The organism is Pseudomonas sp. PB106 (assembly GCF_009764645.1).
GTDB lineage: Bacteria > Pseudomonadota > Gammaproteobacteria > Pseudomonadales > Pseudomonadaceae > Aquipseudomonas.
The window spans coordinates 48,382-59,877 of sequence record NZ_RWIM01000174.1; the positions used below are offsets into that span (position 1 = coordinate 48,382).

An 11,496-nucleotide genomic window follows, 5' to 3' on the forward strand; every position below is an offset into this window, starting at 1 on the left:
TCAACGGCCGGACGTAATGCTCAGCCCTTTGAGCAGGCTCAGGGCCTGGGCCAACTGGTAATCGTCATCCTGCGGCATCGCTTTGGCCTTGGCGCCGGAACCGGTTGGTTTGTCCGCGCCGCCGTTGCCATTGCCCAAGTGACCTTGCAGGTCGGCTTCCTTGAAGTAATCGCTGTCGGCCTCGCTGGTGATCTTGGCCTTGCGCACTTCGATATCCGGGACGATGCCTTGCGCCTGAATCGAGCGGCCATTCGGCGTGAAGTACAGCGCGGTGGTGATCTTCAGCGCGCGGTCGTTGTTCAGCGGCAGCACGGTTTGTACCGAGCCCTTGCCGAAACTGGTGGTGCCCATGACCACGGCGCGCTTCTGATCCTGCAGGGCGCCGGCGACGATTTCCGAGGCCGAGGCGCTGCCACCGTTGATCAACACCACCATCGGCACCGCTTCGCTTTCGTCTTTGCCGGTGGCCGAGAAGCGCAGTTCGGAGTTGGCGATGCGGCCCTTGGTGTAAACGATCAGACCTTTGGTGATGAAGTGGTCGACCACTTCCACCGCCGCCTGCAGAACACCGCCCGGGTTGTTGCGCAGGTCGAGAATGATGCCGTTGAGTTTCTTGCCGTTGTCCTTGCGCAGCTTGGCCAGGGCCTTGGAAACCTCTTCGCCGGTCTTGACCTGGAACTGGGTGATGCGGATATACGCATAGCCGGTTTCCAGCAATTGCGCCTTGACGCTCTTCACCTGAATCACTGCGCGCGCCAGGGTTACGTCGAACGGCGTGCCGCCATCGCGAACCAGGGTCAATGTGATTTTCTGGCCGATCTTGCCGCGCATCTTGTCGACGGCTTCGGTCATGGTCTGGCCACGAGTCGGCTGGCCGTTGATCTTGACGATGAAATCGCCGGCCTGAATGCCGGCCTTCGATGCTGGGGTGTCGTCGATTGGCGAGACCACTTTGATGAAGCCGTCTTCGGCGCCGACTTCGATACCCAGACCGCCGAATTCACCGCTGGTGCTTTCCTGCAGCTCGGTGAAATCTTCCGGGCCGAGGTAGGCCGAGTGCGGATCAAGGTTGCTGAGCATGCCCTTGATCGCGTTTTCCAGCAGGGTCTTGTCGTCAACCGGCTCGACGTACGCGGCTTTGATCCGGTCCATGACCTCGGCGAAGGTGCGCAACTCTTCCAGTGGCAGCGGCGCCTTGGAGGTCGCGGCAGTGCCTGCCGGAGCGACGGCCGGGGCTGGTTGCGCGGCGAACGCCAGAGGCGCGCCGATCACCAGAGCGATCGTCAGGGCCAGCGAGGTAAGGCGGGACAAATGCAGCATGTCGAACGAACTCCTGAATTAGATGCCGTGCTTATCCTTGCGCACGACACCATTGCGCCGGATCACTCGGGTGACCCTGCTGACGAATTGCGAAATACAGCGCTGGTGTGTCCTGACCGCCACTGGTACCGACAGTGGAGATCGACTCACCGGCTTTAACCACGTCCCCAGCCGACTTGAGCAGCGTCTGGTTGTGACCGTAAAGACTCAGAAAACCGTTGCCGTGATCGAGGATCACCAGCAGTCCGGCGCCACGCAACCAGTCGGCGAACACCACGCGACCGCCGTGTACGGCATGCACCTGGCTGCCGGCGGAGGCGCTGATCATCACGCCGTCCCACTTGGTCCGGGCGTCGTCGCCACGGGTTTCGCCGTAGCGCGCCAGTAGTCGACCATCAACCGGCCAAGGAAGTTTTCCCCGGGTTGCAGCAAAAGGGCCACCGAAGGTCTCGCCGCTGCTGGAGACGAGCGCGCCGGGAGTGGATCGGGCGGGTTTTCGTGGGGCGTCGCTGTTTTCAGCCTGCGCCTCACGCAAGCGCTTTTTTTCCGCTTCCTGCTGGGCGATCAGCGCTTTCTGCCGCGCTTCTTCTGCCTCACGAGCCTGGCGGGCCAGGGTTTCTTCAATGGTTTTAAGGACTTTAGACAGGTCTGCCTGATCCTGCTCGCGCGCAGCCAGTTTCTGGTCGCGGGCTTTCACGTCATCGTTGAGCTTGGCGAGGACTTGCTGGCGTTCCTTGCGGACATTTTCCAGTTCGTCACGCTGGGTATCGAGGCTGCTTTTCTGCACCAGCAATTGTGCTTGCTGGGCGGCAATGTCTTTTTCGACATTGGCCAATTGGCGCAGGGTTTCGTTGAAGTTTTTCAACTGCTCCAGGCGAGCCTGGCTCAGGTAATCGTAATAGGTGAGGGTGCGGGCGAATTTCTCTGGATTCTGCTGGTTGAGCAGCAGCTTGAGGTATTCCTGCCGACCGTTCTGATAAGCCGCTCGAGCCTGAATGGCGATCAGTCGCTGCTGTTCAGTGCGCGCGCTCTGGAGTTTTTTTTTCTCTGCATCGAGTCGTTGGAGCTCGGATTCGCTTTTCTGCAGTTCTTTCTGCAACGCGTCGACCTGCTTCTGCAGCTTGGCCAGCTCGGTTTCAGTGCCCTTGAGCTCTTTCTGTACGCCGGACTTTTCTTCCTGGACCTTGCTCAGCAGCTTCTTCAGCTCGGCAATGTCCTGACGCGTGGCGTCCAACTGCTGTTGGGTTTGCGCGCGCTCGTCAGCGAAGGCCGGTTGGAGCAGGCAGGTCAGAGCGAGGGCGATCAGGACGCGGAGCATAGAGGCGGGCGGCACCAGGGTAAGGGACGGCCTAGTATGCCCGCCCGAGGCTGCAAAAAAAACGCCCAATTGGGGCTGTGTGATAACTGGAGCTAGCAATAGACCCGATTCCATTTCGAAAACTCCATAAACCACTGTGGGAGCTGGCTTGCCAGCGATGGCATCTGCACATTCAACATAGATGTTGGCTGTCAGATTGCTATCGCTGGCAAGCCAGCTCCCACAGGGTTTTGCGGTGTTTTCTGGATTCGGGTCAGACCAGAATCGAAGTACCCGTCATTTCCGCAGGTTTTTCCAGACCCAGCAGTTTCAGCATGGTCGGCGCCACATCCGCCAGCACGCCGCCTTCACGGACTTTCAGATCACGTTTACCGACATAAATGAACGGCACCGGCTCGGTGGTGTGCGCAGTGTGCGCCTGATGGGTTTCTTCATCGGCCATTTTTTCGACGTTGCCGTGGTCAGCAGTGATCAGCGCTTCGCCGCCGACCTTTTCCAGGGCTTCGACGATGCGACCGACGCAGGTGTCGAGGCATTCAACCGCTTTCACTGCCGCGTCGAACACACCGCTGTGACCGACCATGTCACCGTTGGCGTAGTTGACTACGATCACGTCGTATCGCTGGTTTTCGATCGCCTCGACGATGCGATCAGTAACCTCAGGCGCGCTCATTTCCGGCTGCAAGTCGTAGGTGGCGACCTTCGGCGACGGGATCAGGATGCGCTCTTCGCCCGGGAACGGTTCTTCACGGCCGCCGGAGAAGAAGAAGGTCACGTGGGCATATTTTTCGGTTTCGGCGATACGCAACTGAGTCTTGCCGTTCTTCGCGAGATAGTCACCGAGGACGTTTTCCAGGCTGCCTGCCGCGAACGCCGACGGTGCTGGAATGCTTGCCGCGTATTGGGTCAGCATGACGAACCCGGCCAGTTTCGGCTGGCGAGCGCGCTCGAATTCCTTGAAATCGTCTTCGACAAACACGCGAGTCAGCTCGCGGGCACGGTCGGCGCGGAAGTTCATGAACACCACGGCGTCGCCGTCTTCGACTTTCACCGGCTCGCCAATGGTCGTGGCTTTGACGAATTCGTCGCTCTCGCCGCGCGCGTAGGCAGCATCCAGACCTTCCTGGGCGGTGGCGGCGTTGAATTCGCTGACGCCGTCGACGATCAGGTTGTAGGCCTGGGCGACGCGATCCCAACGGTTGTCACGGTCCATGGCGAAGTAACGACCGATGATGCTGGCGATGCGGCCCTTGCCGAGTGCCTGGAAGGTCGCGTCGAGCAGTTCGATCGACGAAGTGGCACTTTTCGGCGGCGTGTCGCGGCCATCAAGGAAGGCATGCAGGTAGATTTTTTCAGCGCCGCGTTTGTAGGCCAGTTCGGCCATGGCGATCAGGTGATCCTGGTGGCTGTGCACGCCGCCATCGGACAACAGGCCCATGAAGTGCACGGCTTTGCCGGCGGCCACAGCTTTATCTACAGCGGCGCAAATGGTCGGGTTCTCGAAGAATTCGCCGTCGCGGATCGACTTGGTCACGCGAGTGAAGTCCTGATATACCACGCGACCGGCGCCGAGGTTCATGTGACCGACTTCAGAGTTGCCCATCTGGCCGTCCGGCAGGCCGACGTCCATGCCGCTGCCCGAGATCAAGCCGTTCGGCACGGTGGCCCACAGGCGATCAAGAACAGGCTTCTTCGCCGCGAAAACGGCGTTGGATTCGGGGCTGTCGCTGTGACCGAAGCCGTCGAGAATCATCAGGACCAAAGGTTTAGGCGTAGTCGTCATGGAATCCACTCGTGGCTAATAAAGAAGAGGGCGATGGAAAAGGGAGTTGGAGTTTAAAGCTAAGTTCCGACCGCGTCACCGCCGGACGGGGTTTGGCCGACCATAGTGGCTGTGTATACTGGCCGACATTTTAACGCCCTGGAACCTCCTTCGATGGTTGCTCACCTGATTGAATTTGCCACTAACCACTACATTCTTGTCGGTATCTTCGTCGTACTGCTGGCTCTGCTGCTGGCGCACACGATGCAGGGCGGCGGTAAAAGCCTGAGCACCGGCGAGCTGACCGCGCTGGTCAATAAAGATGCAGGCGTGGTGGTGGACATCCGTCCGGCCAAGGATTTCGCTGCTGGCCACATCGTTGGCGCGGTGAACATTCCCCAGGACAAACTGGCTGCACGCGTTGCGGAGCTGGAAAAACACAAGGCCAAGACCATTATTCTGGTCGACGCCTTGGGCCAGACCGCTGGCACCCACGCCCGCGAACTGATGAAATCCGGCTTCACCGCCGCCAAGCTGTCCGGCGGGATTTCCAGCTGGAAAGGCGACAACCTGCCGTTGGTGAAGTGATATGAGCGAAGTCATCGTCTACTCCAGCGATTACTGCCCTTATTGCTCGCGAGCCAAGTACCTGCTCGAGAACAAAGGCGTGGCGTTCAAAGAGATCAAGGTCGATGGCAAGCCGCAGGTGCGCGCCGAAATGGCCCAGAAAGCCGGACGCACGTCCGTGCCGCAGATCTGGATCGGCAGCAAGCACATCGGCGGTTGTGACGATTTGTATGCCCTGGAGCGTGCCGGCAAGCTCGACGCGCTGCTCAAGGCCTGAACGGCTGCACCCACGTACAGCACTCCCTAAAAGACCCAAGATCGATAAGGATCTGAGATGACTGACCAACAGAACACTGCAGCCAGCGAAGAAGAAACCGCACCGCAATTCTCCTTGCAGCGCATCTATGTACGCGACCTGTCCTTTGAAGCCCCGAAAAGCCCGGCGATCTTCCGCCAGCAGTGGGATCCGGCGGTTGCGCTGGATCTGAACACTCGCCAGAAAGCGCTGGAAGGTGATTTCTTCGAAGTCGTGCTGACCCTGTCCGTTACCGTGAAAAACGGTGAAGAAGTGGCCTTCATCGCTGAAGTGCAGCAGGCCGGTATCTTCCTGATCAAGAACCTCGACGCGGCTTCGATGAGCCACACGCTGGGTGCGTTCTGCCCGAACATCCTGTTCCCGTACGCCCGCGAAACCCTGGACAGCCTGGTGACCCGTGGTTCGTTCCCGGCACTGATGCTGGCCCCGGTGAACTTCGACGCTCTGTACGCGCAAGAATTGCAGCGCATGCAGGAAAGCGGCGAGACGCCAACCGTTCAGTAAACGGTCTGAGCGACAACGAAAAAAGCGCCGTAACGGGCGCTTTTTTCTTGGGCTGAAATACTCGTGGCTGATCGTTCCTACGCTCCGCGTGGGAATGCCTCTGGGGACGCTCCGCGTCCAGTGACGCGGAGCGTCACGGGTTGCATTCCCACGCAGAGCGTGGGAACGATCAGGTGTGGTTTTACTTGAAGTCGTTCTGGCGCCAGGCTTCGTACACGGCGACCGCGACGGTGTTGGACAGGTTCAGGCTGCGGCAGCCTTCGCGCATCGGCAGGCGCAGACGCTGTTCCGCCGGCAAAGCGTCGAGCACTTCCGGCGGCAGGCCACGGCTTTCCGGGCCGAAGATGAACGCATCGGCCGGGACGAACGCGGCATCATGAAACGGCCGCGAGCCTTTGGTGGTGAACGCAAACACCCGAGGGTTGCCGATGCTCTCCAGGCAACTGGCGAGGTCGGCGTGGCGTTGCAGCGTGGCATATTCGTGGTAGTCGAGACCGGCACGGCGCAAGCGCTTGTCGTCCATCTCGAAGCCCAGCGGTTCGATCAAATGCAGGTGGCAGCCGCTGTTGGCGCACAGCCTGATAACGTTGCCGGTATTCGGCGGAATTTCTGGTTGAAAAAGGATGACGTGAAACATGCACGGCTCCGAAGGTAAAGATGAGCGGCATTCTACGCCGCCTGTGGACAACCGTTCGAAACTATTCCCGCGCGTGATCGCTTCGCTGGCGATTGTCGGTGTAATGATCGGCTTGATGATCGGCCGCCTGACCACGCCGGATCCGACTGTGCTGCAACAAGTCGAGGTGACGGAGCAGGGGTTGGTGGTGTGGTTCAACAACGAACCCAAGCTGCACGGCGAAATCATCGACGGCACGGTGGCGCTGCTGTTTCAGGCTGAAGGGCCGGCGCAAAAGGGCCAGCTCAAGCTCAACGGTAAAGACGTCAATTGGCGTACGCGAGCGAGTGATGGGGGGTTGTTGCTGACGGTGCTGGCAGCGCGGCCGCTGCAGGGGGACTGGGCCGGCAGCAAGGTTGATGACCGCTGGCGGCTGGAGATCCATCTCCGTGAGCAATAAAAGCGGGAATCCCTGACCTGCCTGTATCAGGGTTCCCAAAACGGGGTGGACTTCGCGTGACGCGTCGGTCCGGTGTAAAGAGGGAACCCCCGGCCTGCCTGTACCAAGAGCCCCAAAAGGGTGAGCTCGCCGCGTGGCGGTGTGAGCCCGATGTAAAGAGGGGAATCCCCGGCCTGCCTGTACCAAGGTCCCCGAAACGGGTGGTGAAACGAATCACCTGTAAGAGGTATTGCAGGGGGCGTGCCAGGTTTTAATCTGTTGAAACAAAAAAGCTGATGAGAAACGCGAAAGCCCCGGGATTCGGGGCTTTCCTGGTTTTTGATGGTTGTTTTTCGAGTTCTGCTTGGGTGTTTTTTGATCAGGTTGTTATGCCCGATTGCGGGTCGCCGTGCCTTTTGGCGGTGCACGCAAACAAAAAGATCGCAGCCTGCGGCAGCTCCTACACGGGTTCAATGTAGGAGCTGCCGCAGGCTGCGATCTTTTCGCCGACGACTAGAGTGCCGAGTTAACCCTCATCCCCCTCATCATCATCCGCACCATCAACCTTCATTCCCAATTCCTTGATCTTGCGCGTCAGGGTATTTCGCCCCCAACCCAGCAACACCGCTGCATCACGGCGACGCCCGGCGGTGTGCTTCAGCGCCGTCTCGATCATGATCCGCTCAAACGCTGGCACGGCGCTGTCGAGCAGGCTCGACTGACCGCGCGCCAGAGCCTGATCGGCCCACTGGCGCAGCGCCTGTTCCCAGTTGGTCACCGGCGCCGAATCTTGCGGCAGGTTCAGCAGCTCTGGCGGCAGGTCGCTGATGTGCACTTCGCGCCCGGACGCCATCACCGTGATCCAGCGGCACGTGTTCTCCAGCTGACGCACGTTGCCGCCCCACGGCAGGTTCTTCAGGTACTCCTCGGTCTCGCTTTTCAGCAGCTTCGGCTCCACCGCCAGTTCTTGCGCGGCGCGGCTGAGGAAGTGCTTGGCCAGGGTCGGGATGTCTTCGCGACGGTCCGACAGGCGCGGGATGTGAATGCGGATCACATTGAGGCGATGGAACAAGTCCTCACGGAATTTCCCGGCGTGCACCAAGGTTTCCAGATTCTGGTGTGTCGCGGCGATGATGCGCACATCGACCTTGACCGGCACATGCCCGCCCACGCGATAGAACTCGCCATCGGCCAGAACCCGAAGCAAACGGGTTTGCGTATCTGCCGGCATGTCGCCGATTTCATCGAGGAACAGCGTGCCGCCATCAGCCTGTTCGAAACGGCCGCGACGCAGGTTGGCTGCGCCGGTGAACGCACCTTTCTCATGGCCGAACAGCTCGGACTCCATCAGATCCTTGGGGATCGCCGCCATGTTCAACGCGATAAACGGCGAGGCCGCGCGCGGGCTGTGGCGGTGCAGGGCGTGGGCGACCAGTTCTTTACCGGTGCCGGATTCGCCGTTGATGAGCACGGTGATGTTGGAGTGGCTCAAGCGGCCGATGGCGCGAAACACTTCCTGCATCGCCGGCGCTTCGCCGATGATTTCCGGGGTGCGGGTCAGCGCCGGCACGACTTCCAGGCCTTGCTGCTCTTGCGCGTGCTGATTGGCACGCTTGACCAGCGACACTGCCTCATCGACGTCGAACGGCTTTGGCAGGTACTCGAACGCGCCGCCCTGATAGGAGGCGACCGCGCTGTCCAGATCGGAGTGAGCGGTCATGATGATGACCGGCAACCGTGGGTGCTGCTCGCGAATGCGCGCCAACAGGTCGAGTCCGCTGGCACCTGGCATACGAATGTCGGAAATGATCACGTCAGGTTGCTGACGGGCCAGACGACTCATCACGCCATCAGCGCTGTCGAAGCTCTGGGTGGTCATGCCTTCCTGCTGCAAGGCCTTTTCCAGAACCCAACGGATAGAACGGTCGTCATCGACGATCCACACGGTTTCACTACGGCTCATGTCGATGTGGCTCCTTGTTCCAGTGGCAGAAAGATCGAGAACGTGGTGTGGCCTGGATGGCTGTCACACTCGATCAGACCCTGGTGCTGGCTGATGATGTTCTGGGTAATGGCCAGACCGAGCCCGGTACCGTCCGGGCGTCCGCTGACCATGGGAAAGAAAATGGTTTCCTGAAGTTCCGCCGGGATCCCGGGACCGTTGTCGATGATCTCGATCTTGGTCACCAGACGATGGCGGATGTGGCCGATGGTGAACTGGCGCATGGCGCGGGTGCGCAGGCTGATGCGGCCCAAACGCAGCTCGTTCTGGCTGCTGATCGCCTGCATCGCGTTGCGCACGATGTTCAACACCGCCTGAATCATTTGTTCGCGGTCGATCAGGACGTCGGGAATGCTCGGGTCGTAATCGCGCACCAAGGTGATGCAGCCCTGACTTTCGGCTTCGACCAGATGGCAGACGCGCTCCAGCACTTCATGGACGTTACACATCGCCAGCGACGGCAGTTTGTTCGAACCGAGCATGCGGTCGACCAGATTGCGCAGGCGATCCGCCTCTTCAATGATCACGTTGGTGTAGTCGCGCAAGCTGTCTTCCGGCAGCTCGCGGGCCAGCAGTTGCGCAGCGCCACGAATGCCGCCGAGCGGATTCTTGATCTCATGGGCGAGGCCGCGCACCAGCATTTTGCTGGTTTCCTGCTTGGAGAGTTGCGCCTCTTCCTTGGTGATCCGCAGCAAACGGTCACGCGGATGAACCTCGAGCAGGAGCATGGTCGCGCCATTGCTGAGGATTGGCGTCACCGCGTAATCCACGGTCAGGGTCTGGCCGGTGAGGGCGGTGAGCATCGCTTCGCGTTTGGTAAACGGATGCGCCTGTTCCACGGCCTGGCGCAGGGAATTCAGTGCCTCGGTGGATTCGGTGAACAGCTCGCTGATGAACTGCCCATGGCTACGCTGCCCGCTGATGGCGAGCAGCATCTCCGCCGCCGGGTTCATGTACTCAAGGCGCAATTCGGCGTCGAGCAGAATGGTGGCGGTGGTCAGATTGTCGAGCAGCAAACGGTGGATTGCGTCGCTAATAGTCATCGGAGCCTCTTTTGGGGGCGGAGCGTGCGCAACAAGCAAGCGTCGGTGAACGGAAAATGCAAAAACCAAACCAAGGCTCCGAAAAGAAGCGTTCATCGCCTGAAACAGGCGTTTGACGCTCGTTTGCGTGGCAGTCGGCCAGCACGAACGGGAAGTTTCGAACCAAAATGGGTTGGAATCTGAGTACGGTGCAACCTATTGCACCAATATAGTGCGCAAAGCTGAACGGCGTTAGAAGAAACGCAGGAAGGGGCTTTTCGGTTCTTCGGGCTTGTCTTTCAGCGGACATTCGGGCCGCACGCCGTCTTCGGCGACGCAGGGTTTGACCTGGCGTTTCTGCGCGAGGGAGATGCGCAGCATGTGGAAGGGCTGGTTGGCGGTGCGTTCGACCGTGCGGCCTTCAGCGTCGAGGATTTCCACCGAAAGGTTGTGGCTGCCTCGATCAATATTGTTCAGCGGGAAGACCGGGCTCAGCCCTGGTTCACCCGTGGCTTGGCCATCCAGCAGCAGGCGATAACGGTGGCCGCGTTGCAGGCCGGGTTCGCTGGTGACGCTGACGATGATTTCACCAGCGCTGCTGCGAATGGTTGCATCGGGCTCGGGCACCAGAATGCGCAGCATGTCGTAGTGGAAAAGCGGCTGTACAACGGATTTTTTCGCCGTGGTGATCGGCGCAGCGGCGGTGGGGTTGGCCGACATGCGATTGCTGGTGGCGATCGGCACGCGTTTGGCGTTGCCGCGCGGTTGATCGGTGTAGACGCGATTGCCTTGCGCATTGGTGTAGGTGAAAACCTCTGCCGCAGCGTGCAGCGACATCAGCGCCGACAGAACGAACAGCCACGCGCGGATCATGGTGTGTGCACCCGTTGCACGCTGAGAGGGACTGGCGGGCTCTGCTGGATGATCGTCTGACCGTCAATCACCTGCACTGCAAGTCGATGCTCGCCGCGGTCAACGTTAACTAACTGCAGAATCGGCACGTTGCTCGGCTGGCCATAGGGCATGTCATCTAGGACCAGTCTCAATTGATGCGGCGGTTGCAGGCGCGGCTTGATCAGCACTTGGACGGTGAACGTGCCGTTATTGGCGCGCAGGGCTTCTTCCGTTGGCAGGCCGGCCAGTTCGAGAATGTCGTAGGCGTTGCGCGCAGGCTCACGGTTGTCGGCTTCGGGCGCGGGTGGTGCGCTGGGCGCCTGAGGCTCGACACGGTTGAGCGGCGGCAGCTCCACTGGCTGCGCCTGCACACCGTCTGGCGAGTGATCGCTGTACACCGTGTTGCCGTTGGCATCGGTGTACTTGTAGATCTGCGCGACGGCGGGCAGGGCGATCAGCAGCAGAATGGAGAGAAAGGTGCGACCCATGAAATCGACCGGGATTGAAAGCGATGGGGTGCAGCATAGGACAGACGCGGCGGTTGGCCCAACCCTGCACACATCCAGAGATCATTCAGACATCAAAATCCCCCTGTTGATCGTTCACACGTTCTGCGTGGGAACGCCTCAAGGGACACTCCGCGTCCAGTGACGCGGAGCGTGGGAACGATCAGCCAAAAGATCGCAGCCTTCGGCAGCTCCTACAGGGATCGATGTAGGAGCTGCCGAAGGCTGCG

12 protein-coding genes are annotated in these 11,496 nt (G+C 60.2%); 4 read left to right on the forward strand and 8 right to left on the reverse strand.

The window, feature by feature from the left end:
• The 3 genes from EJA71_RS22565 to gpmI form a co-directional block, all read right to left on the reverse strand.
• Nucleotides 1-1,320 carry a S41 family peptidase gene (locus EJA71_RS22565; protein ID WP_158959727.1) on the reverse strand — a complete coding sequence of 440 codons (1,320 nt, stop codon included), beginning with the start codon at nt 1,318-1,320 and terminating at the stop codon, nt 1-3.
• A 31-nt stretch (nt 1,321-1,351) separates the two neighbouring features.
• Nucleotides 1,352-2,638, reverse strand: coding sequence for a murein hydrolase activator EnvC (locus EJA71_RS22570; protein ID WP_158959728.1), 1,287 nt, complete (start codon nt 2,636-2,638; stop codon nt 1,352-1,354).
• A 253-nt stretch (nt 2,639-2,891) separates the two neighbouring features.
• Nucleotides 2,892-4,421: a 2,3-bisphosphoglycerate-independent phosphoglycerate mutase gene (gene gpmI, locus EJA71_RS22575; protein ID WP_158959729.1), complete on the reverse strand. Its 1,530-nt coding sequence runs from the start codon at nt 4,419-4,421 to the stop codon at nt 2,892-2,894.
• A gap of 153 nt (nt 4,422-4,574) precedes the next feature.
• On the opposite strand from gpmI, the gene EJA71_RS22580 reads away from it, so the two are divergent.
• Genes EJA71_RS22580 through secB form a run of 3 tightly spaced genes read left to right on the forward strand, consistent with a single transcriptional unit; the run spans nt 4,575 to nt 5,787 of the window.
• The gene (locus EJA71_RS22580; RefSeq protein WP_016986346.1) at nt 4,575-4,988 is read left to right on the forward strand and encodes a rhodanese-like domain-containing protein; all 414 of its coding nucleotides are present in this window, start codon (nt 4,575-4,577) and stop codon (nt 4,986-4,988) included.
• A gap of 1 nt (nt 4,989) precedes the next feature.
• A complete protein-coding gene (gene grxC / locus EJA71_RS22585) occupies nt 4,990-5,244 on the forward strand; it encodes a glutaredoxin 3 (RefSeq protein WP_008080561.1) in 255 nt (84 codons plus the stop codon).
• Between the two features lie 57 nt (nt 5,245-5,301).
• The gene (gene secB, locus EJA71_RS22590; protein ID WP_064117041.1) at nt 5,302-5,787 is read left to right on the forward strand and encodes a protein-export chaperone SecB; all 486 of its coding nucleotides are present in this window, start codon (nt 5,302-5,304) and stop codon (nt 5,785-5,787) included.
• A gap of 181 nt (nt 5,788-5,968) precedes the next feature.
• On the opposite strand, the gene EJA71_RS22595 is transcribed toward secB, so the two are convergent.
• Complete coding sequence (locus EJA71_RS22595; protein ID WP_158959730.1) at nt 5,969-6,424, reverse strand: tRNA (cytidine(34)-2'-O)-methyltransferase; 456 nt, start codon at nt 6,422-6,424, stop codon at nt 5,969-5,971.
• Here EJA71_RS22595 and EJA71_RS22600 point away from each other — a divergent pair.
• On the forward strand, nt 6,423-6,863 hold the full coding sequence (locus tag EJA71_RS22600; protein ID WP_158959731.1) for a hypothetical protein: 441 nt from the start codon (nt 6,423-6,425) through the stop codon (nt 6,861-6,863). The two genes, EJA71_RS22595 and EJA71_RS22600, sit on opposite strands and share 2 nt — an antisense overlap.
• Nucleotides 6,864-7,368: 505 nt before the next feature.
• On the opposite strand, the gene ntrC is transcribed toward EJA71_RS22600, so the two are convergent.
• The 4 genes from ntrC to EJA71_RS22620 all read right to left on the reverse strand — a co-directional run bounded on the left by ntrC (nt 7,369) and on the right by EJA71_RS22620 (nt 11,248).
• Entirely contained in the window at nt 7,369-8,805 is a 1,437-nt protein-coding gene (gene ntrC / locus EJA71_RS22605; RefSeq protein WP_008080565.1) for a nitrogen regulation protein NR(I), read from the reverse strand.
• A complete protein-coding gene (gene glnL, locus EJA71_RS22610; protein WP_158959732.1) occupies nt 8,802-9,887 on the reverse strand; it encodes a nitrogen regulation protein NR(II) in 1,086 nt (361 codons plus the stop codon). The genes ntrC and glnL overlap by 4 nt, the downstream gene beginning before the upstream one ends.
• Before the next feature lie 231 nt (nt 9,888-10,118).
• Nucleotides 10,119-10,739 (reverse strand): DUF4124 domain-containing protein, encoded by a 621-nt coding sequence (locus tag EJA71_RS22615; RefSeq protein WP_158959733.1) that lies wholly within the window; start codon nt 10,737-10,739, stop codon nt 10,119-10,121.
• Nucleotides 10,736-11,248 (reverse strand): DUF4124 domain-containing protein, encoded by a 513-nt coding sequence (locus tag EJA71_RS22620; RefSeq protein WP_158959734.1) that lies wholly within the window; start codon nt 11,246-11,248, stop codon nt 10,736-10,738. Before EJA71_RS22620 ends, EJA71_RS22615 begins: the two co-directional genes overlap by 4 nt.
• Nucleotides 11,249-11,496 lie beyond the last annotated feature (248 nt).

Coding starts and splice junctions, on each gene's coding strand:
- EJA71_RS22565 (WP_158959727.1), bottom strand. CDS start 1,320: ATGCTGCATTTGTCCCGCCTTACCTCGCTGGCCCTGACGATCGCTCTG.
- EJA71_RS22570 (WP_158959728.1), bottom strand. CDS start 2,638: ATGCTCCGCGTCCTGATCGCCCTCGCTCTGACCTGCCTGCTCCAACCG.
- gpmI (WP_158959729.1), bottom strand. CDS start 4,421: ATGACGACTACGCCTAAACCTTTGGTCCTGATGATTCTCGACGGCTTC.
- EJA71_RS22580 (WP_016986346.1), top strand. CDS start 4,575: ATGGTTGCTCACCTGATTGAATTTGCCACTAACCACTACATTCTTGTC.
- grxC (WP_008080561.1), top strand. CDS start 4,990: ATGAGCGAAGTCATCGTCTACTCCAGCGATTACTGCCCTTATTGCTCG.
- secB (WP_064117041.1), top strand. CDS start 5,302: ATGACTGACCAACAGAACACTGCAGCCAGCGAAGAAGAAACCGCACCG.
- EJA71_RS22600 (WP_158959731.1), top strand. CDS start 6,423: ATGCACGGCTCCGAAGGTAAAGATGAGCGGCATTCTACGCCGCCTGTG.
- EJA71_RS22595 (WP_158959730.1), bottom strand. CDS start 6,424: ATGTTTCACGTCATCCTTTTTCAACCAGAAATTCCGCCGAATACCGGC.
- ntrC (WP_008080565.1), bottom strand. CDS start 8,805: ATGAGCCGTAGTGAAACCGTGTGGATCGTCGATGACGACCGTTCTATC.
- glnL (WP_158959732.1), bottom strand. CDS start 9,887: ATGACTATTAGCGACGCAATCCACCGTTTGCTGCTCGACAATCTGACC.
- EJA71_RS22615 (WP_158959733.1), bottom strand. CDS start 10,739: ATGATCCGCGCGTGGCTGTTCGTTCTGTCGGCGCTGATGTCGCTGCAC.
- EJA71_RS22620 (WP_158959734.1), bottom strand. CDS start 11,248: ATGGGTCGCACCTTTCTCTCCATTCTGCTGCTGATCGCCCTGCCCGCC.